This is a genomic window from Stenotrophomonas sp., from assembly GCF_032066555.1.
Classification (GTDB): Bacteria; Pseudomonadota; Gammaproteobacteria; order Xanthomonadales; family Xanthomonadaceae; genus Stenotrophomonas.
The window spans coordinates 46,592-73,037 of sequence record NZ_DAMBKV010000001.1 but is presented as its reverse complement, the minus strand read 5'-3'; the positions used below and the strand labels follow the sequence as shown (position 1 = coordinate 73,037).

At 65.5% G+C, this 26,446-nt stretch carries 21 protein-coding genes; 11 read left to right on the top strand and 10 right to left on the bottom strand.

What is annotated here, in order from left to right:
- Positions 1-55: 55 nt before the first annotated feature.
- Both RT131_RS00300 and RT131_RS00295 read right to left on the bottom strand, forming a co-directional pair.
- Entirely contained in the window at positions 56-1,681 is a 1,626-nt protein-coding gene (locus RT131_RS00300) for a diguanylate cyclase (RefSeq protein WP_313169260.1), read from the bottom strand.
- Positions 1,682-1,919: 238 nt separating this feature from the next.
- The gene (locus RT131_RS00295; protein ID WP_313169258.1) at positions 1,920-3,872 is read right to left on the bottom strand and encodes a DEAD/DEAH box helicase; all 1,953 of its coding nucleotides are present in this window, start codon (positions 3,870-3,872) and stop codon (positions 1,920-1,922) included.
- A 196-nt stretch (positions 3,873-4,068) separates the two neighbouring features.
- On the opposite strand from RT131_RS00295, the gene RT131_RS00290 reads away from it, so the two are divergent.
- Positions 4,069-4,326, top strand: a complete 258-nt coding sequence (locus RT131_RS00290) for an RNA-binding S4 domain-containing protein (RefSeq protein WP_313170178.1) — start codon at positions 4,069-4,071, stop codon at positions 4,324-4,326.
- Between the two features lie 179 nt (positions 4,327-4,505).
- On the opposite strand, the gene ubiM is transcribed toward RT131_RS00290, so the two are convergent.
- The 3 genes from ubiM to RT131_RS00275 form a co-directional block, all read right to left on the bottom strand.
- Positions 4,506-5,684 carry a 5-demethoxyubiquinol-8 5-hydroxylase UbiM gene (gene ubiM / locus RT131_RS00285; protein ID WP_313169256.1) on the bottom strand — a complete coding sequence of 393 codons (1,179 nt, stop codon included), beginning with the start codon at positions 5,682-5,684 and terminating at the stop codon, positions 4,506-4,508.
- 145 nt (positions 5,685-5,829) lie between these two features.
- On the bottom strand, positions 5,830-6,381 hold the full coding sequence (locus tag RT131_RS00280; RefSeq protein WP_313169255.1) for a DUF4019 domain-containing protein: 552 nt from the start codon (positions 6,379-6,381) through the stop codon (positions 5,830-5,832).
- A 79-nt stretch (positions 6,382-6,460) separates the two neighbouring features.
- Positions 6,461-7,624: a hypothetical protein gene (locus tag RT131_RS00275; protein WP_313169253.1), complete on the bottom strand. Its 1,164-nt coding sequence runs from the start codon at positions 7,622-7,624 to the stop codon at positions 6,461-6,463.
- A 165-nt stretch (positions 7,625-7,789) separates the two neighbouring features.
- On the opposite strand from RT131_RS00275, the gene RT131_RS00270 reads away from it, so the two are divergent.
- From RT131_RS00270 to RT131_RS00260, 3 genes are all read left to right on the top strand, one after another.
- Positions 7,790-9,280, top strand: coding sequence for an AlkA N-terminal domain-containing protein (locus tag RT131_RS00270; protein WP_313169252.1), 1,491 nt, complete (start codon positions 7,790-7,792; stop codon positions 9,278-9,280).
- The gene (locus RT131_RS00265; RefSeq protein ID WP_313169250.1) at positions 9,277-9,789 is read left to right on the top strand and encodes a methylated-DNA--[protein]-cysteine S-methyltransferase; all 513 of its coding nucleotides are present in this window, start codon (positions 9,277-9,279) and stop codon (positions 9,787-9,789) included. Before RT131_RS00270 ends, RT131_RS00265 begins: the two co-directional genes overlap by 4 nt.
- A gap of 121 nt (positions 9,790-9,910) precedes the next feature.
- Positions 9,911-11,161, top strand: a complete 1,251-nt coding sequence (locus tag RT131_RS00260) for an ectonucleotide pyrophosphatase/phosphodiesterase (RefSeq protein ID WP_313169248.1) — start codon at positions 9,911-9,913, stop codon at positions 11,159-11,161.
- A gap of 106 nt (positions 11,162-11,267) precedes the next feature.
- On the opposite strand, the gene RT131_RS00255 is transcribed toward RT131_RS00260, so the two are convergent.
- Positions 11,268-11,447, bottom strand: a complete 180-nt coding sequence (locus tag RT131_RS00255; protein WP_293708723.1) for a 30S ribosomal protein THX — start codon at positions 11,445-11,447, stop codon at positions 11,268-11,270.
- 105 nt (positions 11,448-11,552) lie between these two features.
- Complete coding sequence (locus RT131_RS00250; RefSeq protein WP_313169246.1) at positions 11,553-11,969, bottom strand: MerC domain-containing protein; 417 nt, start codon at positions 11,967-11,969, stop codon at positions 11,553-11,555.
- 139 nt (positions 11,970-12,108) lie between these two features.
- On the opposite strand from RT131_RS00250, the gene RT131_RS00245 reads away from it, so the two are divergent.
- The 7 genes from RT131_RS00245 to RT131_RS00215 all read left to right on the top strand — a co-directional run bounded on the left by RT131_RS00245 (position 12,109) and on the right by RT131_RS00215 (position 21,931).
- Entirely contained in the window at positions 12,109-14,307 is a 2,199-nt protein-coding gene (locus tag RT131_RS00245) for a TonB-dependent receptor (protein ID WP_313169244.1), read from the top strand.
- 626 nt (positions 14,308-14,933) lie between these two features.
- Positions 14,934-15,362, top strand: a complete 429-nt coding sequence (locus RT131_RS00240) for a MarR family winged helix-turn-helix transcriptional regulator (RefSeq protein ID WP_313169242.1) — start codon at positions 14,934-14,936, stop codon at positions 15,360-15,362.
- Entirely contained in the window at positions 15,359-16,570 is a 1,212-nt protein-coding gene (locus tag RT131_RS00235) for an MFS transporter (protein ID WP_313169240.1), read from the top strand. Before RT131_RS00240 ends, RT131_RS00235 begins: the two co-directional genes overlap by 4 nt.
- 76 nt (positions 16,571-16,646) lie before the next feature.
- The gene (locus RT131_RS00230; RefSeq protein WP_313169238.1) at positions 16,647-17,216 is read left to right on the top strand and encodes a helix-turn-helix domain-containing protein; all 570 of its coding nucleotides are present in this window, start codon (positions 16,647-16,649) and stop codon (positions 17,214-17,216) included.
- Positions 17,213-18,877: an MFS transporter gene (locus RT131_RS00225; protein WP_313169236.1), complete on the top strand. Its 1,665-nt coding sequence runs from the start codon at positions 17,213-17,215 to the stop codon at positions 18,875-18,877. The genes RT131_RS00230 and RT131_RS00225 overlap by 4 nt, the downstream gene beginning before the upstream one ends.
- The gene (locus RT131_RS00220; RefSeq protein WP_313169234.1) at positions 18,874-19,980 is read left to right on the top strand and encodes an HlyD family secretion protein; all 1,107 of its coding nucleotides are present in this window, start codon (positions 18,874-18,876) and stop codon (positions 19,978-19,980) included. The genes RT131_RS00225 and RT131_RS00220 overlap by 4 nt, the downstream gene beginning before the upstream one ends.
- A 256-nt stretch (positions 19,981-20,236) precedes the next feature.
- The gene (locus RT131_RS00215; RefSeq protein ID WP_313169233.1) at positions 20,237-21,931 is read left to right on the top strand and encodes an amidohydrolase; all 1,695 of its coding nucleotides are present in this window, start codon (positions 20,237-20,239) and stop codon (positions 21,929-21,931) included.
- A 207-nt stretch (positions 21,932-22,138) separates the two neighbouring features.
- Here the strand turns inward: RT131_RS00215 and RT131_RS00210 are convergent, their stop codons facing one another.
- The 3 genes from RT131_RS00210 to RT131_RS00200 form a co-directional block, all read right to left on the bottom strand.
- Positions 22,139-22,624, bottom strand: coding sequence for a Fur family transcriptional regulator (locus tag RT131_RS00210; RefSeq protein WP_062166516.1), 486 nt, complete (start codon positions 22,622-22,624; stop codon positions 22,139-22,141).
- A gap of 16 nt (positions 22,625-22,640) precedes the next feature.
- Positions 22,641-24,041 carry a glutamate--tRNA ligase gene (gene gltX, locus RT131_RS00205; RefSeq protein WP_313169231.1) on the bottom strand — a complete coding sequence of 467 codons (1,401 nt, stop codon included), beginning with the start codon at positions 24,039-24,041 and terminating at the stop codon, positions 22,641-22,643.
- A gap of 762 nt (positions 24,042-24,803) precedes the next feature.
- The gene (locus RT131_RS00200; RefSeq protein WP_313169229.1) at positions 24,804-26,396 is read right to left on the bottom strand and encodes a M20/M25/M40 family metallo-hydrolase; all 1,593 of its coding nucleotides are present in this window, start codon (positions 26,394-26,396) and stop codon (positions 24,804-24,806) included.
- Positions 26,397-26,446: the final 50 nt, after the last annotated feature.

Here is a 26,446-nt window from a genome sequence, read left to right as displayed (position 1 = left end):
CGGCGAATTATCCGCCATCGCCCGCGGCCGGAACAGCGCGGCCAGCCCACGCTGTTCAGGGCACTTCCTGAATATCGCGCGCGTCCACCACCTGGTCGCGGCCGCTGCGCTTGGCCTGGTACATGGCGTTGTCGGCCCGCCGCAGCAATCCCGCCACATCATTGTCGCGGTACTGCAACTCGGCCAGGCCGATACTCGCGGTGACGACCAGGCCCTCGTGCTTGAGCCCGCGTGCCTGCACGGTGACTTTCTCGCGCAGTTGCTCCAGCCGCGGCCGCGCCGCATCGGCACCGATGCCCGGCAGCAGGATCAGGAACTCCTCGCCGCCCATGCGGATCACGTCGCTGCGGCTGCGCACGCCGGTCAGCAGGGTCCCGGCCACCGAAACCAATACTTCATCGCCGCCATCGTGGCCATAACGGTCGTTGATCTGCTTGAACAGATCGATATCCAGGAAACCGATCGACAACGGCTGCCCGGCGGCCTTGGCCTCCCGCAGGTAGTGATCGAGCTGGCGCAGGCCGGCGCGCCGGTTGGGCAGGCCGGTCAAGGTATCGGTATCGGCAAGTTCACGCATCTCATCGCGCTGCTGGCGCAGTTGGCTGAGGCTGCGATTGAGTGAGTACGCCGCCATCATCAGGAACCAGGTAACCGATACCTGGATCGCCTCGACCCGGAATTCCACCAGCAGGCGGTTGTCCATCAGGTCCGCCAATGCCATCACCAGCAAGGGAATCACCGCCACCAGGCCATCCAGCGCCTGGTAGTAACGACGCCGCAAGGCAACAATGGCGATGCCGACCGACGTCAGGCAGATCAGCGTGAACAGGTCGTCCAGCGCCACCGCCATCCACGCCAGCACCGGCCAAGACATCAACGGCGCCGCCAGCGCGACCACGCCCAGCGCGACGATCAGCACCTGCATCCAGCGACGCGAGCCACGCAGCACGCGCCGCCCACCGCACATGCGCCACAGTACCCAGCCCATCACTGCATAGCTGAGTGCGGACACCGAAACCATCCACACCGGTGCATGCCGACCCAATGGCAACCACGGTTCGGGATAGCCGCTCAGTCCGCTCAATACCGCCTGCCAGACCACCAACAACGCACAGACCAGGGTATAGACCAGGAAATCACGCCCGCGCGTGGTCGCGAAACCCATCAGGGCCGACAACGCCAGGGCCAGTGCAATCGCCACGCAGGCGGTGCGGACCACCAGGCGCAGGGTGTCCTCTTGCTGCAGCGGACTGGGTGCACCGAGGTGTACGGTGGGAATCCAACGCGCCTTCAACGGCGACTCCCAGGCCACCCGGATCGGCTCCACCGTGCCCTGTTTCGGCACCACCACCAGGCCTACACCGGCACGGAAACGCGAATCGCGTGTGCGCGCATCCTGCATGTCGCCACAGACCTGCCGATCACCGTGGAAAATCATCACTTCGCCGGCAAAGACGTTGAACACCCCCACGCCTTGTGGCGCGCCGGACCAGCCGCCGTCGGGAGCGGCTATTTCTATCGCCGGGCGCATGCGCGCCAGCGACTCGGCGCTGCAGGCACGCAAGGGGGCCTGTTCATCCGTCGCGGCACCGGCAATCAGGAAGTCATGATCGACCAGCAATGGCTGGGCGGCGCCCAGCAGCGGCCACAGGCTGAAGAGCGTCGACAGCAACAGGAGCACGGCCCATCCACGCCTCACCCCCCCAGCAACTGCCCCTCCCCCTTCTGCCATGACCTTCCCTTTCGCGTTCCCCGACGCGGACAGCGGGCATTATCGCAATATCCCGCTGCGAGCAGTACGTGAAGGCGGTCGCGGCTTGCGGTTGTTGCCCCGCCTTGTCCTGGCAAGCCGGCAAACAGTCAAAACAGACAACCCCGGCATTGCCGGGGTTGTCTGGTCATGCCTTGGATTGGCTGGATCAGTAGTTGCGCGGACCGCGCGGCTTGAAGCCACCCGGACGCGAACCACCCGGACCGCCGGGACGCGGGCCGCGCGGGCCGGACGGACGACCACCCGGCTTGCCTTCACCCTTGTCGAAGCGCGGCTTGAACGACGGTGCCGCGGCACCATGGTCCTCGCCTGCCTCGACCTTGCGCATCTGCAACTGCTGGCCCGACACCCACACCTTCTTAAGGTGCTGCAGCACGTCGCTGGGCATGTCAGCCGGCAGATCCAGCACCGAGTGACCGTCATGGATGTCGATGCGGCCGATGAAGCGGCTTTCCAGGCCGGCCTCGTTGGCGATGGCGCCGACGATGTTGGCCGGCTTCACGCCATGGGTGTGACCGACTTCAATGCGGTAGGTCTCCATGCCGAACTCCGGCGCGCTGCGCGGCGGCATTTCGCGACGCGGACGCGACTCGAAGTCACCTTCGCCGCGCGACGGACGCGGCGCGCGCTCACCGTCGTCATGGCGCGGCGCACGCTCAAAACGCGGTTCGAAGCGGGCCGGGCGCTCACCACGTTCGTCACGGCGGTGGAAACCACCATCGCGCGACGGACGCTCGCTGCGATCGAACGACTGCTCGCGGCGCTCGCGCACCGGCGGGGTCAGCAGGAACGGTGCATCACCCTGCAGCAGCTTGGCCAGTGCGGCAGCGATGTCGATCGCCGGCACGTTGTGCTCGCCTTCGTAGCGCTGCAGCAGATCGCGGTAGAAATCCATGTCGCCGGCAGCCAGGGCCTGGCTGATGCGGTCCATGAACTTGCTCACGCGGTGGTCATTGACCGCGTCAACGGTCGGCAGCTGCATTTCCTCGATCGGCTGGCGGGTAGCGCGCTCGATCTGGCGCAGCATGCCCTTTTCGCGCGGGGTGACGAACAGGATCGCCTCACCGCTGCGGCCGGCACGACCGGTACGGCCAATGCGGTGCACATAGCTTTCGGTGTCGTACGGGATGTCGTAGTTCAGCACGTGGCTGATGCGCTCCACGTCCAGGCCACGGGCCGCCACGTCGGTGGCCACCAGGATGTCCAGCTTGCCTTCCTTCAGCTGGCCGATGGTGCGCTCGCGCTGGGCCTGCTGCATGTCGCCGTTGATGGCGGCCGCGGCCAGGCCACGCGCCTGCAGCTTGCCGGCCAATTCCTCGGTGCCGGCCTTGGTACGCGCGAAGATGATCATCGCGTCGAACGGCTCGACCTCAAGGATGCGGGTCAGCGCATCGAGCTTGTGCATGCCAGCCACCCACCAGTAACGCTGGCGGATATTAGCCGAGGTGGTGGTCTTGGAAGCGATGGTCACTTCCACCGGATTGCGCAGATAGGTCTGCGCGATACGGCGGATCTGCTGCGGCATGGTGGCCGAGAACAGGGCAACCTGGCGGCTTTCCGGCAGCTTCTTGAGCACGGCCTCGACGTCGTCGATGAAGCCCATGCGCAGCATTTCATCGGCTTCGTCCAGCACCAGCGTCTTCAACTCGGACAGGTCCAGGGTGCCGCGATCGAGGTGATCGATCACGCGGCCCGGGGTGCCGACCACGACGTGGACGCCGCGGCGCAGCGCCGACAGCTGCTGGCCATAGGGCTGACCACCGTATACCGGCAGCACGCGGAAGCCCGGCATCGACGCCGAGTAGGTCTGGAATGCCTCGGCGACCTGGATGGCCAGTTCGCGGGTTGGCGCCAGCACCAGCACCTGCGGCTTGGTGGCGGAAAGATTGATGTTGGACAGCACCGGCAGCGCGAAGGCGCCGGTCTTGCCGGTGCCGGTCTGCGCCTGGCCGAGCACGTCACGGCCTTCCAGCATGGCCGGAATGGTGGCAGCCTGGATCGGTGACGGGGTCTCGTAACCGACATCGGCCACTGCCTTCATCACAGGCTCGGACAGGCCGAGATCTGCGAACAGCAGCGGCGCGGGGGTATCTTGGGACATGGGTAACTCCGGGGGCACCGCCGCGAACGGGCGGGCGAAAAGACGCATATTGTGCGCTCTAAACAGCTCTGCTGTCGCGCATGGCTAGATTTGCGTTCAGCTTACGAACACAACCGGCCGCCGCTTGGCCCCTGTTGGAGCACCCGCACGGGTCGCCGATAGCGCACAATACCACCCGTTTTTCTCCGTGAACACCATGCAGACCATCGATTTTGAACTTGACCGCGACTACGTGGAACTGAAGCAGCTGCTGAAACTGACCGATCTGGTCAGCAGTGGCGGCGAGGCCAAGGTGATCATTGGCCAGGGCCAGGTCAGCGTCGACGGCGTGGTCGAGCTGCGCAAGGCCTGCAAGATCCGCGGCGGCCAGCAGGTCGAACTGGGCGATGTCCGGATCAACGTGATCGCCGATCCGGACCCGAATCGCGCCGAAGAAGACGACGAAGACGAGTGATGTAGTGCCGAGCCATGCTCGGCCGGGGCTTTCCCCGCGCCCCCTCAGGGCTGCAGCGTTTGTAGGGGCGGCATAAGCCGCGAAGCCGGCAGCCTGTCAGCACCCTATACCCGCCACCACCATTGGCTTGGCGGCTTACGCCGCTCCCACAAGCCCGCCCCACCTGCCCCAAAGGCCCGCTACGCGCGCGCCTGGGTCAGGTGCCCGGCAATCAACTTCCTGAACGGAACCACGCCCTGCGCGGCCCGCAACGCCGCGCCGCGCAGCAGGCGTGCCGGCAGCCGGCTGTCGTTATAGAGCCCGGCAATGGCATTGGTGGCCTCGTACAGCGGCCGCGTCGCCAGTCGGTGGCCGCGCTGGTAATTGGCCAGCAGCCCGTCCGCGCCGATATCGCCACCGCCACGCACCGCCTCCAGCACCAACCGCGCCAGCCGTTGCTGGCTCTGCAGGCCAAAATTGAAGCCGTGCGCGGTGACCGGGTGCATGCCGACCGCCGCATCGCCAATCAGGGCGTAACGCCTGCCGACGAAGCGGTGCGCATACACGCCCACCAGCGGATAGGCATGGCGCGTTCCCACCTGGGTCATTTCGCCCAGGCGATGCTCGAAGAAACCGCTGACGGTTCGTCCAAAGGCGACCTCATCCATCGCCAGCAACTGCTGCAGCTGCTGCGGTGGCATGGTGATGACCGCCGAAGCCTGGTTGCCCGGCAACGGCAGCATCGCCAGGGTGCGTTCGTAGCCAAACCATTCCCAGGCGGCATGTTCATGCGGACGCTCGCACTGCATCCGGCAGACCAGCATGGACTTGCCGAAGTCGCGCATCTGCGCGCCGATGCCCATCATCCGCCGGGTCGCCGAGAAGCGGCTGTCGGCGGCAACGACCAAACGTGCGCCCAATTGGCTGCCGTCGCTCAGCGTCACCGTAGTGAAGGCGTCGCCGGCATCGACTGCAGTCACCGAGCGGCCATCCAGCAGTTCCAGCCCGGCCTGCCCCTGCACTGCCTCCCAGGCGGCACGCCGGATCAGGTGATTGGGGATCAGCCAGCCCAGTTCCTCGACCCCTTCGCCCTGCGCGGCAAAGCCCAGCGCGAACGGCGAGCTGCCGTTCATTACCTTGGCGCTGCGCAACGGCGAGATCTCGCCCGGGTCAATACGCTGCCACAGGCCCATGCTGCGCATGATCTGACGGGAAGCATGGGTCAGCGCGATCTCGCGACCATCGAAAGCCGGCTCGGCCAGCGCCGCCAACGGCTGTGGTTCGATAACAGCCAGTGACAGGCCACTGCCCGCCAGGCTGCGGGCCAGACTCAAGCCGGCCGGACCGGCTCCCACCACCACCACATCCACCTTGCGCATATGCCACTCCGTTAGGCCTACCGCAGGGAGCGTAAGCAGGCCGGCGTAAGGATTCATTGATCCAGATCAGCCCCAAGGCAATGAGCACGCAAACACAGCGGGCGCCCTGCGGCGCCCGTGTGCGATGTCGCGACCGTGATGGCGCTTAGTTGGCGGAGGCCGCGCGCACGCTATAGCCGGAGGCGCGCCATACCTTGTCCTCGTCCAGGCGGAAGGAGACCAGCTCGCGCACCGGCTGCGCGTTGTTGGCAAAGCGGGTCGGGAAACTGACGTTCAGATAGATGCCTTCCGGCACCGAGGCACCGGCCGGGTACTGCACACGGGTGATCGAGGGCTTGCCACGCGACACCAGCGCGCCCAGCTTGGCGCGATCGGCGTTGACGTTGTTGGCGAAGACGTCGCGGGTCACCGCCTTGCGCGCCACGGCCGAGGCCCCGTCCCACACCGAAGCCGCCTGCTGGCTGTCGACCAGTTGGGCCACGCGCTGCGCGGCGGCGGTCATCTCCGCATCCTGCTTGGCGACCTGCGCCTGCTGCGCTGCGCTCAACGCCGGTGCCGGCCGTGCGGCGGCAGGCGGCGTAGCGGCGGCCCGCGCAGGCGCAGGCGCCGCAGTGGGGGCAGCGGCAGGCGCCTGCGCAAAAACGCTTGCGACGGGCACGGCCAGGGACAACACCATCAACAAACAACTGGATCGCATAGCTCTCTCCATGACGCTTTCAGTTGGACGGAATGCCAATCCAATCACGGTTTGCGACCTTGCGCATCGCCCCGCTTGTTCATTTACGTGTGCCGGATGCACCGACTTGTGCGGTGACGGCGGGCGCGGGCGCGGCCACCACCGCCGGCGCAGCCCCGACTGCCGCAGCACCGGTAGGCAGGGTCGTCGGCATCGGCGCCAACATCGCGGTATCGATCTCCGACAACGGACTTTCCTCCGGGCAGGTTTCATCCGGGAAGCCGAACTGCTCCTTCAAGGTCTGCCCACAGGCGGTGACCGCCTCAAGGTCCGCCCCTTCCACCTTGCAGTCGCGGTCAAAGGCGATGAGGAAGGCATCCTTGCGGCGTACGAAATCATCGCCACACTTGCGCATCTGCTTGATCCGCTCCAGGTCATCCTGCACCGCGTTGGTGCCGTCCAGGCCATACTGCTTGAGCTCGTCGCTGGTCAGCACGCGCAGGCTGCGGTTGGGCACGGTCATCATCAGGTCGGCAACGCCCACGGCCACGCCGTTGCGCTGCAGGTAGTCCTTCACGTTGTCATAGACCTCGTGCAGCTCCTTGTTCAACTCCGCACGCGAGGTGGCGGTGGAGCTGATGCGCATCATCCGGTGGATACCGACCTTGCCGGAGATCAAGCGGTTGTCACCTGCGGCCAGCACGAACACGCAGGCGCTGTGGCAGACCGAGCCTTCGCGCACCCAGATGGTCCAACCCGACTCGCCGATGCTGTCACCGGCGACGATGGCCGCTTCCACCTGGCCACCGCTGGAATCCAGGTCGAGGATGCGCTTGCTGATCTTCATCGCATCGGCGACGACGGCAAGGCGCGTCACCATGGCTGCGAATGAGGGATTGATCTTGCCCGCATAGCGCACCCGCAGCAGCCCGCGTTCCTTGCAGGGCTCCAGTGCCGCATCCATGCTGGCACGGTCCAGTGCCGCCAGCTCGCTACCGTCGCCGTTCTCGCCTGCATAGTCGGTGCCACAGCTGATCCAGGCCTTGCCATTTTCCAGCACCAGCTCGGGCCACGGCTTGTCCTTGGCCGGCAGCACCGGTGCGGGTGGAACCGGCGCATCGGCGGCATTGATGGACACCATGTGGTCGCCATCGGCGGCCAGCGCGGCGGCGGGATCCGCCACAGGCTTCTTGTCGCCGGTCGGCGGATTGCAGGCCAACAGCCCGATGCACAACAACGGCGACCACCAGAACTTGGGCAACATGGAGAGCAATCAGATCCGTACTACGGCGCAGCCACGCCAGGAAGGTGAACAGTCTAGTGCGCAATACCCATCCTGCTGCAACGCCCGGTGAATCAACACAGCGTCGCGCGCATTGATGTCCGAAAATGGCCAGTGGGCATCCCCGTCCACGCCTAGACTGTGCCCATGCAGAACCTCCTGATGCCCGCACATATGCAATGCGAACAAGCCCGCCTGGCCCGCGATGCGCGCTTCGACGGCCTGTTCTTCACCGCCGTGCGCAGCACCGGCATCTATTGCCGGCCGGTGTGCCCTGCACCGCCGCCGAAGCCGGAGAACGTCAGCTACTACCCCAGCGCCGCTGCCGCCAGCGCCGCCGGTTACCGGCCCTGCCTGCGCTGCCGCCCGGAGTTGTCACCCGATGACGCCAATCTGCTGCACGATCAGACCCTGCACCAGGCATTGGCCCTACTCAACGAAGGCATGCTGCAGGAGCAGCCGGCCACTGCCCTGGCCGAGGCGATGGGCATCAGCGCGCGCCAGTTGCAGCGCCTGTTCGTGGCCAGGCTCGGTGCGACCCCGGCGCAACTGCACACCACCCGCCGCCTGCTGCTGGCCAAGCAATTGCTGACCGAAACCGCGCTACCGGTGACCCAGATCGCATTGGCCGCCGGCTTCAACAGCCTGCGCCGCTTCAACAGCGCCTTCCTCGACGGTTGCGGCATGCCGCCCAGCGCCCTGCGCAAGCAGCATGGCACGGTAGCCGGCGGCGAACCGGTGCTGCGCCTGGCCTACCGGCCGCCGTTGGACTTCCCACTGATGCTGGCCTTCCTGCGTCGCCGTTCCTTGCCCGGCATCGAATACATCGACGAAAGCAGCTACCAGCGCGTGGTCGTCGCCAATGGCGTGGCCAGCCTGATCCGGGTCAGTGCCGATCCGAGGCGCCCGGAACTGCGCCTGCAACTCGGCACCACCGATCCACGGTCCATCCCCGCCATCGTTGCCAAGGTGCGGCGCGTGTTCGATCTGGATGCCGACCTGCGCACCGTCCATGCGGCGCTGGGCCAGGAGCCCCTGCTCGCACGCGGCATCGCCGAACGCCCAGGGCTGCGCATCCCCGGCGGCTGGGACGGCTTCGAGGTCGCAGCGCGCGCCGTGCTGGGACAGCAGGTCAGCGTTGCTGCTGCCACCACCCTGGCGCGGCGCCTGGTGGACCGGTTTGGTGAACACCTGCCTGGCATGCCGGAAGGCCTGGATCGCCAGTTTCCCGCCCCGGCAACGCTGGTCGAAGCCCCTCTGGAAAGCATCGGCCTGCCGCGGACCCGCGCCGCCACCCTGCGCGCCATCGCCCGCGCCTGTGCCGAACAGCGCCTGGATTTCAGTCGCGCGCAGACGCTGGAAAGCTTCGTGCAGAAAGCCACGGCCCTGCCTGGCATTGGGCCGTGGACAGCGCACTACATGGCGCTGCGGGCGATGGGCCTGCCCGACGCCTTCCCCGCCGGCGACCTGGTGTTGCAGCAGGTATTGGGCGAAGGCCAGCGCCTGAGCGAACGCGAAACCGAACGCCGCTCGCAACCGTGGCGCCCTTGGCGCGCCTACGCGGTATTGCACCTGTGGCACCTGGCAGTGCCCACGGAACGAAAGAACCCCAAGCCCGCTACGGAGGCCACGGCATGAACACCCTCTACTACGACCGCTTCGACAGCCCGATCGGCGCACTGACTGTCGCCGTCGACCAGGTCGGCGTACGCCACATCCTGTTCGCCGAGAACCGCCACGACGCCAAGGGCCGCGAGCATTGGCAACGCGACCCCGACGCCGTCGCCGAACCCCGCCGGCAGTTGCTCGAATACCTGCGCGGCGAGCGCCAGCATTTCGCGCTGCCCCTTGCCCCGGTGGGCACCGCGTTCCAGTTGCAGGTCTGGCACACGCTGGCGCAGATTCCGTTCGGCGCGACCTGGAGTTACCGCCAGCTGGCCGAGTGCATTGGCCGCCCCACCGCCACGCGCGCGGTAGGTGCCGCCAATGGCCGCAACCCGCTGCCGATCGTGCTGCCCTGCCATCGGGTGATCGGCAACAACGGCGCGCTGACCGGCTTCGGTGGCGGGCTGCCGACCAAGGCGGCGCTGTTGAAGCTGGAAGGTGTCGCCAGTGAAGGCGAGCGGCTGGCGGATCTGTTTGCCTGAGTGTGGTTGCTCCCGGGTGCGCGGTGCTTACCCGGGCTACGGGACTACGCGTTGGATCAAACGCTGACAACCTGCCGAAGGTTGTATTTGTACGGTCACCGGCGCGGCCTAGAATAGCGCCATGACTTTTCTACGTATTTCGGCCACGGCAGTGGCCTGTGCACTGCTTGCCGCCTGCGCCACTACCCCCTCCTCGCCAAACGCGGTCCCGGACGTACCGCCCACGGTATTGATGATTTCCATCGACGGCCTGCGCGCCGACAAACTCAATGACGCAGACAGCCCAAACCTGATGCGCCTGGCGCGCGAAGGCGTGCGCAGCGTTGGCATGCGCCCGTCCTATCCCTCGCTCACCTTCCCCAATCACTACACCCTGGTCACCGGCCTGCGCCCGGACCACCATGGCCTGGTGCACAACGCGATGAGCGCCGATGCGCTTGGCGAATTCAAGGTCAGTGACCGCACCGCCGTACAGAACGCGGCCTGGTGGGACGGCGGCGAGCCGATCTGGGTCAGTGTGCGCAAGGCAGGCTTCAAGAGCGCCACCTGGTCCTGGCCCGGCAGTGAAGCGCCGGTGCGCGGCCTGCACGCCAATCAATGGCGCATGTACGACGAGAGCGTGCCGCTGCCCGAGCGCATGAACCAGGTCCTGGCCTGGCTGCAAGGCGCGCCGGACACGATCAAGCCACGTTTTGTTGCTACTTACATGGAGCAGGTGGACAAGGCCGGGCATGGGCACGGCCCGGATTCGCCCGAGTACAAAGCAGCATTGCAGCAAGTTGATGCCGCCATCGGCCAGTTGGTCGACGGCATGCGCCGCGACGGCTCGCTCGACCACACCAACGTAATTGTCGTATCCGACCACGGCATGGCAACGGTCAAGGCCGGCAATGCGGTGGCCATCGAAGACATGGTGTCGGCAGATATCGCCAAGGTGGTGTCGGTAGGTCAATCGGTAGGCTTCGCACCGCTGCCGGGCAAGCAGGCCGCCGCGGAAAAGGCGCTGCTCGGCGAGCACGCGCACTACCAGTGCTGGAACAAGGCGCAGCTGCCAAGGCGCTGGCACTACGGCAGCAACCCGCGCGTGCCGGCCATCATCTGCCAGATGCAGGAGGGCTGGGATGCATTGACTCGCAACGACATCGCAAAGCGCCCGCCAGGCGACCGCGGCTCGCATGGTTATGATCCGGCGCTGCCGTCGATGCAGGCGGTATTCGTCGCACGGGGCCCGGCCTTCGCGCAGGGCAAGCAGCTCACCGCCTTCGACAACGTCGACGTCTATCCGCTGCTTACCCGCCTGATCGGCATCCCGGCCCAGCCCAACGATGGCGACCCACGTGCACTCGAGCAGGCACTACGCCAATCGAAGTGAGGTAACCCGGGGGTAGCCCGGGTAAGCGCAGCGCACCCGGGATCCATCACGGACACAAAAAAAGCGGCGCAATGCGCCGCTTTTCTGTAACCACTGCCGGGCTGGATCAGCCGGCCTTGGCGACGGTCTTCTTGGCAACGGCCTTCTTGGCCGGGGCCTTGGCGACAGTCTTCTTGGCGACCGGCGCGGCAGCGCCCACGGCCACCTTGCTCACGTGCGAGCGCGAATTGCCATAACTGGCGTTGTAGCGCTTGCCCTTGGCGGTCTTACGGTCACCCTTACCCATGTCGTCAACTCCTTGGTTTGTAATCAGTTACCCCGTGCGAGCACGGGTTTGGCGGGGTCACAGCAAGCACCCTCGCGCATGGACAGAAAGCCTACCATGCGCCCCTCAATGTGCGCAGCTGGCGTCATGCACATGCACGTGGTTCAAGCGCAGGTTGACCACATGCGCCAACCCCACCAACACACCACCCAGGGTCATCACCACCGCATGCGGGACGCGCGAATGGTGCAGCTCGGGATGCAGCAGGCCAGCCCACAGCAACACCAGGCCCGGCACCAGCAACAGCAGCGCCATCAACGCGCGGTGGCGCAGATAGCCCCAGATCAGGCTGAACAGCCCCAGCACGGTGACGAAGATGACGATGCTGGCTTCCACCCCGTCACTGAGCCAGAACGACAGGCCCAGTGCCGGCGCGACCGCCAGCAGGGCCGGCAACACCGCGCAGTGCACCGCACAGATCAGCGAGCCGGTGGCTCCAAAGCGATCCAGGAATTTGCGTAATCCGGTAGATGGGGTGGGCATGACTTCCAGCAGGGGCGGCAGAACGTTATGGAATAATATAACATTATTGTCCTCCTCGCCCGAACCTCCTGTGTCAGTCCCGCTGCCACGACCGGTTCAGCCTGCCACCCAAGTGATACACAGTAACAAAGGAACGCTCATGCCCTTCCCCCGTCGCACCCAGCACCACCTGCTGTTCCTCGCCCTTGTCGCCGCCCTGCCTGCCGTTGCCAGTGCCGCGGATGACGATGCCGGGCAGAGCCATCACCTGACCGAACTGAGTGCGGTCAAGGTCACCGCCTCGCCCTTGCAGGGTTCAGCCGAATCACTGGCGCGCCCGGTCGACGTCCTGGCCGGCACCGACCTGGACGAACACAAGTCCGGCACCCTGGGTGACACCGTGGCCAAGCTGCCCGGCGTGCAGAGCACCTTCTTCGGCCCTGGCGTGGGTCGCCCGATCATCCGTGGTCAGGAAGGTCCGCGTGTGGCGGTTGTCGCCAATGGCGTCGGCAACATGGATGCCTCCACGGTCAGCGCCGACCACGCCTCCAGCATCGAACCGTTCCTGGCCGACCAGATCGAAGTGCTGAAGGGCCCGGCAACCCTGCTGTTCGGCAGCGGCGCCATTGGCGGCGCGGTCAACGTGGTGGATGGCCGCATTGCCAGCGAGGTACCGGACCGTCCGCTCAGCGGCCGCGCCGAACTGCGTGGCAACTCGGTCAATGAAGAACGCAGCGGCATGTTCCGCCTGGACGGGGTCAGCGGCGACAACCTGGTGCTGCATGTGGACGGCCTGATCCGCAATGGCGATGACTACCGCATCCCCGGCCATGCCATCGACCCGCACGCCCTGGACGCTGATGGCCATGACCACCATGACGGCGACAGCGACGAGCTCGGTCCCCGCGGCCGCCTGGAGAACAGCTCGGTACGCACCCGCGCCGGCGGCTTCGGCGCTACCTGGTTCGGTGAAAGCGGCTACCTCGGCGCATCGCTGGGCACCTACCGCAGCAACTACGGCATCCCCAACGGCGCCCATGTGCACGCCGACGATGACCATGGCCACGACCATGATGACCACGATCACGACCACGCCGAGGAAGGTGAAGAGCATGACGTGCGCATCGACATGGTGCAGAACCGCTTCGACCTGAAGGGCGGTCTGTACAACCCGACCTCCTTCCTGAAAAGCCTGACCCTGCGCGGTGGCTACACCGATTACGAGCACACCGAGCTGGAAGCCGGCACACCGTCCACCCGCTTCACCAACAAAGGCTATGAAGGCCGACTGGAAGCCGTGCAGCAGCCACTGGCCGGCTGGGAAGGCGCCTTCGGCCTGCAGTTCGGCAGCAGCGATTTTGGTGCGATCGGTGAGGAAGCCTTCGTACCGGGCACCACCACCGACACCCTTGGTGCCTTCGTGCTGCAGGAAAAGCAGTTCGGCCCATTCAAGCTGGAGCTGGGCGCACGCCATGACCGGGTCAAGCTGGATCCGAACGATGCCCAGCGCAACCGCAGCTTTGGCGCCACCAATCTTTCCGCGTCCGGCATCTGGGCGTTGAACGACACCTTCGATCTGCGCTTTGGCGTGGATGCCTCCGAACGTGCGCCGACCAACGAAGAGCTGTACGCCGCTGGCGCCCACATCGCCACCCGCTCGCTGGAAATCGGCAACGCCAACATGGACACCGAGCGTGGTCGTCGCGTCGAGCTGGGCCTGCACGCCCATAACGAGCGCATCGATGTACAGGCGGCGATCTACCAGACCAAATTCAAGGACTTCATCTACCTGGCCGACACCGGCGTGGTCGAAGGTGGTTTGCCGGTCCGCAGCTGGACCCAGAACGATGCCACCTTCAAGGGGGCCGAGGCCGAGGCCACCTGGCACATGATCGAAGGCCTGGCCGGTGATTGGGACCTGCGCGTGTTCGGCGATTACGTCAAGGCCGAGCTGGATGGCAGCGGCACCCGCAATGTCGACATCGCCGTACCGCATGGCGACCACGCGCATTACTACAATGTCGACCTGGCCAATGGTGGCTATCTGCCGCGCATCTCCCCGGCCCGTGTCGGTGCCGATCTGCACTGGTCGCTGGGCGGCTGGCGCGCCTCGCTGGGTGCCGTGCGCTATGGCAGCCAGAAGGACGTGGCGCAGAACGAAGAGCCGAGCACTGCCTACACGCTGGTCGATGCCCATCTTGCCTATCGCTGGGACCGCAGTGGCAGCAACAGCTACGAGGTCTTCCTGGACGGCAGCAACTTGACCAACCGTGAGGCAAGGCCGCATACCTCGTTGCTGCGGGATTATTCGCCGCTGCCGGGTCGTGGCGTGGCGTTTGGTATACGCGCCTGGTTCTAAGCGATTGCCAACGGCCGCAGTGGCTTTGAGCTGTGGCTTTGAGCTGTGGCTTTTGCTGTGGCTTTTGCTGTGGCTTTTGCTGTGGCTTTTGCTGTGGCTTTTGCTGTCGCTTTTGCTGTCGCTTTTGCTGTCGCTTTTGCTGTCCCCTCTCCCGCCTGCGGGAGAGGGGTAGGGGTGAGGGCAAGCTTCTGCTTCTGCTCTTTAGCTTCTGCTCTTTAGCTTTTGCTCTTCATCCTCTGCCCCACCCCCTGCAATCCGAGCACAGATGAAAACCACCGCAAGGTGGTTTTCTTCTCTGACCAACTTGCTGAGAAGCCCATTTAAAAACACAACAAAGCCGGATCAAAAGCGCCCCCCATCCGCCCTCCGGGCACCTTCCCCCGCAAGCGGGAGAAGGGAAAGCTGACGCCAAAGCCGAAGCCAAGGCCAAGGCCAAAGCCGAAGCCGAAGCCGAAGCCAAAGCCAAAAGCAAAGAAAGAACCACTGCAGCGGCAAGAGCAACGGCAAAAGCAGCAACAGCAACAGCAACAGCAACAGCGGCAAAGTCTGCCAGCCACCCTTCACCACCACTCGCAATTACGTGCATATACACATAAACTCTCACCATCGCCCCGCCGACAACGCCGATGGACGCCCCCAGCCCCTGCACCTGCTTCCAGCTGCGCCGCGCCACGCGCCGCGTTTCCCAGCTCTATGACCGCCACCTCGCCGCGGCCGAGCTGAGCCTCAACGCCTACTCCATCCTGCGCCGCGCCAGCCAGGCACGCCCGCTGGGCGAGCTCGCCGATGCGCTGGGCATGGACCGCACCACCCTCACCCGCAACCTCAAGCCGCTGCTCGAGGCCGGCCTGCTCAGCGCGGCACCCGGCCAGGACTCCCGCCAGCGCCAGTTGCAGATCACCGCCGCCGGAAAACGTCGCCTGCACAAGGCCTTCCCGCTCTGGCAGCAAGCGCAGCAGGAGGTCGAAGCCCTGTTCGGCAGCACCCGCATCAACAACCTCAACCAGCAACTGGAAGCCCTCAACCACGCGCTGGAACAGGAGCGGCCAGCATGAGCACGCAAGCCCCGACGCGCACGCCCTGGCTGCTGTTGCTCGCCGCCTCCAGCATCCTGATGGTCACCATGGGCGTGCGCCAGACCAGTGGCCTGCTGATCGACCCCATCCACGCCGCCACCGGCCTGGGCATCGCCCAGATCAGTTTCTCGTTGGCGATCGGCCAGTTTGTCTGGGGCGCTGTGCAGCCCCTGTTCGGCGCCATGGCCGACCAACGCGGGCCGCTCCCGGTCCTGGTTGGCGGCGGCCTGCTGCTGGCCATTGGCTTGTTCGCTGCAACCCTGCTGCCCGGTGCCTGGGGGCTGAATTTCAGCTTCGGCCTGCTGCTGGCCGCCGGTGCGGGCGCAGGCAGTTTCTCGGTGCTGATCGGTGCCACCGCCTGGCGCATCCCCGCGCAGAAGCGTTCGATGGCGGCCGGTATCATCAACGCCGGTGGATCGCTGGGCCAATTCCTGTTCGCGCCGCTGGTGCAACTGCTGCTCAGCGCTTTCGGCTGGGTCAAGGCGCTGTATGCACTGGCGGTGATCGTGCTGCTGTCATTGCCGCTGGCCTGGCCGCTGCGCAAGCGCGCACCGCGCAGTGTCGGCACGGATGATGGCGAAGCGCTGCGCCCGCAATTGCAGCGCGCCCTGCGTGACCGCAGCTACTGGTGCCTGCACCTGGGCTTCTTCACCTGCGGCGTGCATATCGCCTTCCTGGTCACCCACCTGCCCGGCGAAATCGCCCTGTGCGGCTTGTCGCCAAGCGTGGCCTCGGTATCGATTGCGCTGATCGGTCTGTTCAATGTGGCCGGCAGCCTGATCATCGGCGCGCTTGGCGAGCGTTTCCGCATGAAATGGCTGCTGTTCTGGATGTACCTCAGCCGTGCGGTGCTGATCGCCGTCTATCTGGTGTCGCCGCCCACGCCGATGACCTTCTATGTGTTCGCTGCAGTGCTCGGCTTCACCTGGCTGGCCACGGTGCCACCCACCGCCGGCCTGGTCGGCAAGCTGTTCGGCCCACGCCATATGGGCACCTTGTTCGGCCTGACCCTGCTCTCGCACCAGATCGGCGCGTTCTTCGGCGCCTGGCTCGGCGGCGTGGCATTGGAGTACGGCGGCGACTACAGCTGGATGTGGTACGCCGACATGGCGCTGGCCGCCGCCGCAGCGCTGGTCAACCTGCCGATCCGCGAGGCACCACTGCGCCGCCAGCTCGCTACCGGCTGAACAGAAACGAGCGCTGCAACAAGTCGTTTCATCGCTGCCATTGAAACCGGACATTTTTGTCCGGATCATATGCAGCATGACTTCCCTACGTTCCGATGCCGCCGCGCGTCGCGCTTTGCTGTTGGACGCGGCCGACGCCGTGTTCGGTGAACACGGCATCACCGCTCCGCTTGACCTGGTGGTGGAGCGCGCCGGCGTTGGCCGCGCCACCCTGTACCGCAACTTCCCCGACCGCACCGCGCTGGTTGAAGCACTGCTTCAGCGGACAGTGGAGAAGATCGAGATCCACCTGCAGGAACTGGGTGACCGCGACGACGCCTTGTTCGAGCTGATCAAGGGCATGGCCCGGCGCATCGTGCACTCCCCTGCGCTGGCCGACTACTGGCGCGCGGTGGACCGCGACGACCCGGCCATCAAGGCCGCCCGCGAGCATATCCTGGCGCTGTCGGCACCGGCTCTGCAGCGCGCCAAGGATGCCGGGCTGTGTCGTCAGGACCTGCAGCTGGCCGATATCTCGCTGATTTCCAGCATGCTGGGCGCCGCACTGCGCGGGCGCACCGCCGAAGATCGCGCCACCCTCGCACGCCGTGCGATTGAATTGCTGCGTCCCGGCCTGGCCGCGCCGGCTGCAGCGGAACGCACATGAAGCCACTCAAGCCCATCCCGGACTGGGAGGAACACGAAAAGCCCTCCCTGCCCGGCTCAGCCTCGATGCCCTGGCACCCGCCGCATCGGCGTGCCGCCTATGCCGCGGTGGCGGTGCTGGTCGCCATCACCGGCGGCCTGGGCAATGCGCTGATCAGCGCCAACCTGCCATGGATCACCGGGCAGATGGGCCTGCAGGCCAGCGAGGCGAACTGGCTGGTGGCGGCCTACCTGATGGTCAACGTCAGCGCCAACCTGCTGGTGTTCAAGTTCCGCCAGGAATACGGCATCCGCCTGTTCGCCGAGATCGGCCTGGGCACCTATGCGGCGTTGGCCGTGCTGCACCTGTTTGTCGGCACCACCACCACCACGCTGCTGGTGCGCGCCGGCAGTGGCTTTGCCGGTGCCGCCTGCACCACCCTGGGCACGCTGTACATGCTGCAGGCGCTGCCGCGCAAATACGTGGGCAACCTGCTGGTGATCGGCGTTGGCCTGTCGCAGCTGGCGGTGCCACTGGCCTGGCTGCTGTCGCCCGGCCTGCTCGACCATGGTGAGTGGCAGAACCTCTACCTGTTCGAGGCTGGCCTTGCGCTGTGTTCGTTTGCGGCGGTGGTAGTGCTGAAGCTGCCACCCGGCATCCAGATCAAGGTGTTCGAGCGCAAGGATTTCCTCACCTTCGCCCTGCTGGCACCGGGCCTGGCGCTGCTGGTGGTGGTGCTGAGCCAAGGCTATCTGCATTGGTGGTTCGATTCACCATGGCTGGGCTGGGTGCTGGCTGCGGCCGTGGTTTTGATCACGGTCGGCCTGTGCATCGAGCACCAGCGCCGCAACCCGCTGCTGCAGGTGCGCTGGTTGATGGGCCCGGTGATGCTGCGTTTCATCATCGGCGCCTTCCTGATCCGCTTCCTGACCAATGAGCAGTCCTACGGGATGATCACCATGATGCGCACGCTGGGCATGGGGCCGGAGCAGATGGCGCCCCTGTTCGGCGTGATCCTGGTCGGCGTGCTGGTCGGCATCGCCGCCGGTGCGCTGACCTTCGGGCCGAAGGCGCTGATCCCGCAGCTGCTGACCTCGATCATCCTGCTCGGCACCGCCGCCTTCCTCGACCAGCACCGCACCAGCATGGACCGGCCGATGGATTTCGCCTTGAGCCAGTTCTTCGCGGCAGTGGGCAGCGGCATGTTCATGGGCCCGCTGATGCTGATGGGCATACGCCAGGCGATGGCACGCGGGCTGGACCATATCGTGTCCTTCATCGTGATCCTGTCGCTGACCCAGAGCTTTGGCAGCCTGGCCGGCTCGGCCTTCCTCAGCAGCTACCAGCTGCACCGCGAGCACATCTATTCCACCGCACTGGTCAGCCAGCTCAACCCCGCCGAACCGCAGGTGGCCCGCCGGCTGCAGCTGCAGCAACAGGCCTACGCCCGCGTCATCACCGACCCGGTACAACTGAAGGCCCAGGCCAGCGCCGCGCTGGCCGCCAGTGCCAAGCGCGAGGCCAATGTGCGGGCCTTCAACGACGTATTCGCCCTCAGTGGCTGGGTGGCGATCTGCTTCCTGACCTGGCTGCTGCTGGAAGTGATGCTGCGCAACCCGCGCGTGAAACAGGTGATCCGGCGCCAGCCTGCCGGCGCCCCGAACCAACGAGCTGAAACATGAGCAACAAGACCGAAACCCCAGCAACATCCGCCTCGGCGCCAGTATCCAAGTACAACCGGCCCAGCCGCGCCAGCGTGGTGGTGATGATTGCCGTCGCCCTGGTCGGGCTGACCCTGATCCTGCGCGCCTGGCAGCTGTGGCCATTCAACAGCAGCCACATGCACACAGACGATGCCTATGTGCGTGGCCAGGTGACGGTGCTGGCGCCGCAGGTCAACGGCTATGTCACCGAGGTGCTGGTCAGCGATTTCGACCACGTCAAGAAAGACCAGCCCCTGCTGCGCATCGACGACCGCATCTACCGGCAGAAGGTGGACCAGGCCCAGGCCGCGCTGGAGGATGCGCGCGCGCAGCTGGCCAACTCCGACCAGAGCCAGGCGCAGAACCGTGCGCAGATCAGCTCCGCGCGTGCCAACTACGCCGCCGAACAGGCCGAGCAGCAGCGCAGCCGCACCGAGCTGCAGCGCTACGAAACACTGGCGTCCCAGCAACTGGTTTCCAACAGCGACCGCGACAAGCTGCGTTCGTCCGCGCAGGCGGCAACCGCCGGTGTCGCGCAGTCGCAGGCTGCCATCCATATCGCCGAGGAAACGCTGACCTCCACCCAGGTGGCGCGCAAGGGACTGGAAGCCAAGGTAGCGATGGCCGAAGCGGCCTTGGAACTGGCCCGGATCGACCTGGACAACACAGTCATCAAGGCCCCTCGTGACGGCCAGGTGTCGGAGGCGACGGTGCGGCTTGGGCAATACGTCACCGCCGGCAGCCAGTTGCTGTTCCTGGTGCCGGACAGCCTGTGGGTGGTGGCCAACTACAAGGAAGGCCAGACCTGGAACATGGCCATCGGGCAGCCGGCGACCTTTAGTGTCGATGCCTTCCAGGGCAAGCAGCTGACTGGCCACATCGAGCAGATCGCCCCGGCCACCGGTTCGGAGTTCTCTGTGCTCAAGCCGGACAACGCCAGCGGCAACTTCACCAAGGTGGTGCAGCGCCTGCCGATCCGCATCGCCATCGACCCCGACCAGCCACTGGCCGCGCGCCTTCGCCCGGGCATGTCGGTAGTGGTGGAGGTAGACACGGCAGCAAGCCCGCAGGCACGCCGGTAGGCAGTAGGCGGTAGTGCCGAGCCATGCTCGGCAGCAGCTTTCCAAACAATCCCGCAGGAGCGGCATAAGCCGCAGAACCGGCAGCAAGCAAAAGCCCAAAAGCCAACCCCTCCCCAACCCTCCCCTGCTGCGCAAGGGAGGGGGCTGGAGCGCGGGCTTCGGCCGGGGAATCCGCGGACTGCGTCACTTCGCCTCACCACACCCAAACCACCAAAGCGCTACGCTGTACCCTTGCCCACAGCCGGGAGAACCCTCGGTGAAACTGCATCTGGCGCTCTCCGTACTGGCCGCGCTCACCGCCAGCTCCGCCAACGCCGCCGATACGCTGTACGCCGGCGGGCCCATCGTCACCGTCAACGAGCGCCAGCCCGATGCCGAGGCCATCGTCGTGCGGGACGGCCGTATCGCCTTCGTCGGCAGCCGCCAGGCCGCACTGCGCTTCAGCCCGAAGGCACAGCAGATCGACCTGCATGGCCACACCCTGGCGCCAGGCTTCATCGACGCCCATGGCCATGTCTCCGGCGTTGGCCTGCAGGCGCTGTCCGCCAACCTGCTGCCCGCGCCCGATGGCGAAGGCAACTCCATCCCCGCGCTGCAGAAGATCATGCGCGAGTTCCGCGCACACCCGACCACCCCCGAGGGCTACAAGGTGCTGATCGGCTTCGGCTACGACGACTCGCAGTTGGCCGAACAGCGGCATCCCACCCGCCAGGATCTGGATGCCATCGCCACCGATATCCCCATCATCCTGATGCACCAGTCCGGCCACCTCGGCGCCTACAACAGCAAGGCGCTGGAAATGGCCGGCATCACCGCCGACACCCCCAATCCACCCGGCGGCGTGATCCGCCGCGAGCCCGGCAGCACGGTGCCCGACGGCGTACTGGAAGAAAGCGCGCACAACCTCGCCCTGGCCAAGCTGATGCCGGCAATGACTGCCGAGCAATCCCTGGCCATGCTTGAGGCCGGCCAGGCGCTGTACATGAAATACGGCTACACCACCGCGCAGGACGGCAAGAGCGATGCCGGCACGCTACAACTGCTGCCGATGGCGGCCAAGGCCGGCAAGCTCAAGATCGACGTGGTGGCCTACCCCGACATCGAAGTGGCCCTGCAGAACCCGGCCATGCAGGGTCCGTTCTACGGCCTGAACTACACCGACCACTACCGCATCGGCGGGGTAAAGATCAGCCTGGACGGCTCGCCGCAAGGCAAGACCGCGTGGCTGACCAAACCCTATTACAAGGTGCCCGAGGGCGAGAAGCCGGACTATTCCGGCTACCCGGCCTTCCCGGATGCCAAGGTCGACGACCTGATCACCCAGGCCTGGGGCCATGGCTGGCAAGTGCTGGCCCATGCCAATGGCGATGCCGCCATTGATCAGCTGATCCATGCAGTGGCCAGCGCCGAAGCCAAATACCCCGACAAGCATCTTGTACCGGTGCTGATCCACGGCCAGACCCTGCGCAAGGACCAGGTGGGCGAGCTGCGCCGGCTGGGTATCTTCCCCTCGCTGTTCCCGATGCACACCTACTACTGGGGTGATTGGCACCGCGACTCGGTGCTGGGCCCGGAGCGCGCCGAGAACATCTCGCCGACGCAATGGGTGCTGGATGCCGGCATGGTGTTCACCTCGCACCACGATGCGCCGGTGGTGTTCCCGGATTCGATGCGGGTGCTCGATGCCACGGTCAACCGCGTGACCCGCAGCGGCCGCGTACTGGGCCCAGAGCAACGGGTATCGCCCTTGATCGCGCTGAAGGCAATCACCTTGTGGGCCGCGCGCCAGTACGGCGAGGAAAGCAGCAAGGGCTCGATCGAGGTCGGCAAGCGTGCCGACCTGGTACTGCTGTCGGACAACCCGCTGAGCATCGAACGCAGCCAGCTGCACACCATCAAGGTGCTGCAGACCATCAAGGATGGCGAAGTGGTTTACGAGGCAAAGCCGTAGGAGCGATATGTGGTTGTTGTGGGAGCGGCGTAAGCCGCGAAACCACTGCAACATCCGAAGCCGATAGCGCATTGCCCGCACCGACGTGATCGGGGCGGTCAAGGCCTATCGGCTTCGCCGCTTACGTCGCTCCTACACGGGTCAGTTCTGCTTGAAGTCTTACCCTCACCCCAACCCCTCTCCCGCAGGGAGATGGGCTGAAAAACTTCAGCCTGCGCAGTTCGCGCACAGGCCATGCACTTCCAGCGTCTGCGCCTGCGGCTTGAAGCCCAGCTCCTTGGCGCGGGCCTCGAGCTGGCGAACGATGTCGCGGTCTTCCAGCTCCACCGCGCTATGGCAGCGGTCGCAGATCAGGAACGGCACCGAGTGCTGATTGCTGCTGGGGTGGTGGCAGGCGACGAACGAGTTGACCGACGCCAGCTTGTGCACGAAGCCATTGGCCATCAGGAAATCCAGCGCGCGGTACACCGTGGGCGGGGCGTCGGCGCCCACACCCTTGCCTTCGCGCACCCATTCCAGCAGTTCGTAGGCCTTGACCGGCTTGCCCGCCTCCGCAATCAGGCGCAGCACGTTGGCGCGGATCGGCGTCAGCCGCAACCCGCGCTCGCGACACACCCGCTCGACCACCGCGACAAAGTCCGCCGCGTCTTCGACGTGGTGGTGCGGGGCGGTACAGGAGTGGGCGTCGGTCATGGCTACCTCGTCGGAATCAGGCCGTTGGGATCTTGATGAGTGCGGCGTCGATGCGTTTCAAGGCCTCGTCGCGGCCGGCCAGGTATACGGTATGGGAAATATCCGGACTCACCTGGGTGCCGGTGATGGCCACGCGCAGCGGCTGGGCCACCTTGCCCATGCCGATTTCCAGCTGCGCGGCCACCTCGTGCAGCGCCGCCGACACGCCTTCAGCGGTCCATTCGGCAGCGGCCAGCAGCTCGCGCGCCTTGGCCAGCGGAACCTCGGCACCGGCCTTGAAGTGCTTGGCCACTGCGGCCTCGTCGTATTCGCTCAGCGGGGTGTACCAGACCACAGCCTTCTCGGCCATTTCCTTCAGGGTCTGCACGCGCTCGCGCAGGGCGATGACCACGTCCACCGGCGCCGGCCCCTTGGCCAGGTCCAGGCCCAGCTTTTCCAGCTGGTAGACCAGGTGCGGAACGATGGATTCGGGCGTCTCGGTCTTCAGGAAGTGCTGGTTGACCCAGCCCAGCTTGGCCATGTCCAGGCGCGCGGCCTTGGAGTTGCAGTTGGTGACGTCGAACAGGTCGATCAGTTCCTGACGGGTGAAAATCTCCTGGTCGCCGTGCGACCAGCCCAGGCGGGCCAGATAGCTCAATAGTGCCTCGGGCAGGTAGCCGGCATCCTTGTACTGCATCACGTCGGCAGCACCGGTGCGCTTGGACAGCTTGGCGCCCTGCTCGTCCAGGATCATCGGCATGTGGCCGAACTTCGGCACCGGCGCGCCGATGGCCTCGTACAGGTTGATCTGGCGCGGGGTGTTGTTGATGTGGTCATCGCCGCGGATGACCTCATTGATGTTCATGTCCCAATCGTCGACCACCACCGCGAAGTTGTAGGTGGGGTAACCGTCCGGGCGGAAGATGACCATGTCATCGAGCTCGCTGTTGGCGATCTCGATCTTGCCCTTGATCAGGTCGTCGAACACCACGGTGCCGTCGAGCGGGTTCTTGAAGCGGATGACGCGGTTCGGGTCGTCCTTGTACGCTAGGTTGAGTTCGCGGGCAGCGCCGTTGTAGCGCGGTTTTTCCTGCTTGGCCATGGCGGCCTCGCGCATGGCGTCCAGCTCTTCCTTGGTCTCGTAGGCGTAATAGGCCTTGCCCGAGGCGATCAGCTGTTCGGCCACTTCCTGGTAACGGGCGACGCGCGCGGTCTGGTAGATCGGACCCTCGTCATAGCCCAGGCCCAACCAGTCCATGGCCTCCAGGATGGCGTCGATGGCCGCCTGGGTAGAGCGCTCGCGGTCGGTATCTTCAATGCGCAGCACGAACTCACCGCCACGATGACGCGCCTCCAGCCAGCAATACAGCGCGGTGCGGGCGCCACCAATATGCAGGTAGCCGGTGGGACTGGGGGCAAAGCGAGTACGGACGGTCATGACAGGCGCAGATGTGGGAATCGGGGCATTTTACCTTTTCCCCTGCTCCGGTGCCTTGAACCGGCTTCAGCCCTTGGCGCGCGGACCACAAGACGCAGCAAGCGCCAGCGACCTGCAGCTCTAAGCCCCTCTCCCGTTCACGGGAGAGGGGTTGGGGAGAGGGCAGCTTTGGCTTTGGCTTTGGCTTTGGCTCTGGCTCTGGCTTTGGCTTTGGCTCTGGCTCTGGCTTTGGCTTTGGCTCTGGCTTCGGCCCTTGCCCTTGCTCCAGCCGTTGACTTACCGGGCCCCTTCCGCAGCGACGGAGCTGGCAGACAGGACCCCGCATGGGGCGACGCACAGGGATGTGCGTCGTTTTTCGACGAGACAGGGATGTCTCGTCGAAAAATCCTGCCAGCGGAGTGGACCCGCGTCGCGTAGCGGCGTGGGCGCGGAGGCAGGGTGTGTTTCTTTGCGCCAGGTTTCTTTGCACAAGCAAAGAAAGGTGGCTCGCTCCCCGCAGGGGAGTGAAAGCTGTTGATTTTAATCTTGCTGTTGCAATTGCTGCTCATCAAAGACCAAAGCGCCAGCAACAACCGGTGCCAAAGCTCCCCCCATCCGCCCCCCGCCTTCGCGGGGGCAGGCTCTTCGGGCACCCCCGCCTTCGCGGGGGCAGGCCCTTTATTCCCCCGCAGGCGGGAGAAGGGAGGCATCGAGCATTGCTTGCTCTTTCCAAAAAGCAGAAGGGCCGCAATGCGGCCCTTCCTTCAAACAACCTCAGCTAACTCACTTCTCAAGCAACGGCTTGCGTGGGAAGCGCTCCTCGCGCATCGCAGCGTTATAGACAAACGACGCCACAATCGCCGCCGCCTGCTTCAGATCCTCCGCCTCGGCGTGATCCCAGGTATCCAGATGGCTGTGGTGCACATTGCTGAAGTAGTCCAGACGGTCCTGCACGAACTGGAAGCCCGGCAGACCTACCCGGTCATAACTGATGTGATCCGTGCTGCCGGTATTGCGCGACACCACCGTGGTTGCACCCACATCGTTGAACGGCTTCAACCACGCCTCGAAGATCGGCATCGCCGCCATGTTTTCCTGCGCATAGATACCGCGGAACCGGCCCGAACCATTGTCCATGTTGAAGTAGACCTGGAACTTGTCGTAATCACGCAGCTTCTGCAGCGCACCGGTCGGCTCACGCAGCGACGCCGGCAGCGCCTTCTGCGCGGCATCGGTCGGCTCCGGATAACGCGCAAAATGCTGCGCCACATACGCCTGCGAACCAATCAGGCCCTGCTCCTCACCGCTCCACAAGGCCACCCGGATGGTCCGCTTCGGCTTGGCACCCACCGCCTTGAGGATGCGCATCGCCTCCATCATCACCGCCACGCCGGCGGCATTGTCGGCCGCGCCAGTGCCGGTGTGCCAGGAATCCATGTGCGCGCCCAGCATCACGATCTCATCGGCCTTGCTGCTGCCACGGATCTCGGCCAGGGTGTTGTGGCCTGGCTGGTTGCTGTCATCGGTGAAGCGCGCCTGCACATCCACCCGCAGCTTGACGCTCTGCTTGTCCTTCAGCGCACGCACCAGCGGATTGAAATGCTCGGCGATCATCGCCAGCTCGGGGATGCCCACCGACTCGCCGGCCTTGCGCGAACCACCACCGGCCACGCGGATGATGCCGTTGTCCCAGCCACTGATGCTGATCGCCGCCAGCGCACCTTCCTCGACGAAGAACGCATTGACCGCCTTGCCCAGCTCCTGGCGCTCGTTGTACTCCTTCACCCGCTTGGCACGGTCTTCCTCGGCCGTCTTGGGAATGGTGAAGGCCTGCAGGCCTTCCAGCGAGGTGGCATCGTGGCGATGCGAATCAGACTCCGTGCCACGCTTGTACTCACGCGCATCGCCCAGCAGCAGGATCTTGCCGCGCAGCTTGCCCTTGTACTTTTCCAGATCCGCCAGCTTCTTGATGTCGACCTGGATCAGCTCACCTTCCACCGGACCGTTGGTGCCCGGGGTCCACGCCTTGGGCAGGGCATGCAGCGGCTGCACGCGCTGGCCAAGCATCTCGACGCTGGCCGAGGTGAACTCCCAACCACGGCCAAAGTCCTCGAAGGCCTCGTCATGCACATTGACCAGGCCCCATTCGTTGAACTTGCCACGGCTCCAGCTATTGGCCTGGATCATGGCTGGCGAATTGGTCAGGCGCGGGCCGATGGTTTCGGTCAGGTGGCTGAAGGTATCCATCACCTGCGAACGATGGAAGGCCTCCTGACGGATCTTGCTGACCATGTCCAGATCCACCTGTTCGGCCGCGTGCGCCGTAGCGCCCACCGCCAAGCCCATGCACAACGCCAACAAACCCCGCTTGATCATGCTTCCCCCGGCCTTAGGCCCAATGACAACAAACCACCGAGTCTAGCCAG

What these genes read in the sequence shown, in the direction of transcription:
- RT131_RS00295 (WP_313169258.1), bottom strand. Translation starts at nt 3,872, where the DNA reads ATGTCCCAAGATACCCCCGCGCCGCTGCTGTTCGCAGATCTCGGCCTG.
- RT131_RS00290 (WP_313170178.1), top strand. Translation starts at nt 4,069, where the DNA reads ATGCAGACCATCGATTTTGAACTTGACCGCGACTACGTGGAACTGAAG.
- ubiM (WP_313169256.1), bottom strand. Translation starts at nt 5,684, where the DNA reads ATGCGCAAGGTGGATGTGGTGGTGGTGGGAGCCGGTCCGGCCGGCTTG.
- RT131_RS00280 (WP_313169255.1), bottom strand. Translation starts at nt 6,381, where the DNA reads ATGCGATCCAGTTGTTTGTTGATGGTGTTGTCCCTGGCCGTGCCCGTC.
- RT131_RS00275 (WP_313169253.1), bottom strand. Translation starts at nt 7,624, where the DNA reads ATGTTGCCCAAGTTCTGGTGGTCGCCGTTGTTGTGCATCGGGCTGTTG.
- RT131_RS00270 (WP_313169252.1), top strand. Translation starts at nt 7,790, where the DNA reads ATGCAGAACCTCCTGATGCCCGCACATATGCAATGCGAACAAGCCCGC.
- RT131_RS00265 (WP_313169250.1), top strand. Translation starts at nt 9,277, where the DNA reads ATGAACACCCTCTACTACGACCGCTTCGACAGCCCGATCGGCGCACTG.
- RT131_RS00260 (WP_313169248.1), top strand. Translation starts at nt 9,911, where the DNA reads ATGACTTTTCTACGTATTTCGGCCACGGCAGTGGCCTGTGCACTGCTT.
- RT131_RS00255 (WP_293708723.1), bottom strand. Translation starts at nt 11,447, where the DNA reads ATGGGTAAGGGTGACCGTAAGACCGCCAAGGGCAAGCGCTACAACGCC.
- RT131_RS00250 (WP_313169246.1), bottom strand. Translation starts at nt 11,969, where the DNA reads ATGCCCACCCCATCTACCGGATTACGCAAATTCCTGGATCGCTTTGGA.
- RT131_RS00245 (WP_313169244.1), top strand. Translation starts at nt 12,109, where the DNA reads ATGCCCTTCCCCCGTCGCACCCAGCACCACCTGCTGTTCCTCGCCCTT.
- RT131_RS00240 (WP_313169242.1), top strand. Translation starts at nt 14,934, where the DNA reads ATGGACGCCCCCAGCCCCTGCACCTGCTTCCAGCTGCGCCGCGCCACG.
- RT131_RS00235 (WP_313169240.1), top strand. Translation starts at nt 15,359, where the DNA reads ATGAGCACGCAAGCCCCGACGCGCACGCCCTGGCTGCTGTTGCTCGCC.
- RT131_RS00230 (WP_313169238.1), top strand. Translation starts at nt 16,647, where the DNA reads ATGACTTCCCTACGTTCCGATGCCGCCGCGCGTCGCGCTTTGCTGTTG.
- RT131_RS00225 (WP_313169236.1), top strand. Translation starts at nt 17,213, where the DNA reads ATGAAGCCACTCAAGCCCATCCCGGACTGGGAGGAACACGAAAAGCCC.
- RT131_RS00220 (WP_313169234.1), top strand. Translation starts at nt 18,874, where the DNA reads ATGAGCAACAAGACCGAAACCCCAGCAACATCCGCCTCGGCGCCAGTA.
- RT131_RS00210 (WP_062166516.1), bottom strand. Translation starts at nt 22,624, where the DNA reads ATGACCGACGCCCACTCCTGTACCGCCCCGCACCACCACGTCGAAGAC.
- gltX (WP_313169231.1), bottom strand. Translation starts at nt 24,041, where the DNA reads ATGACCGTCCGTACTCGCTTTGCCCCCAGTCCCACCGGCTACCTGCAT.
- RT131_RS00200 (WP_313169229.1), bottom strand. Translation starts at nt 26,396, where the DNA reads ATGATCAAGCGGGGTTTGTTGGCGTTGTGCATGGGCTTGGCGGTGGGC.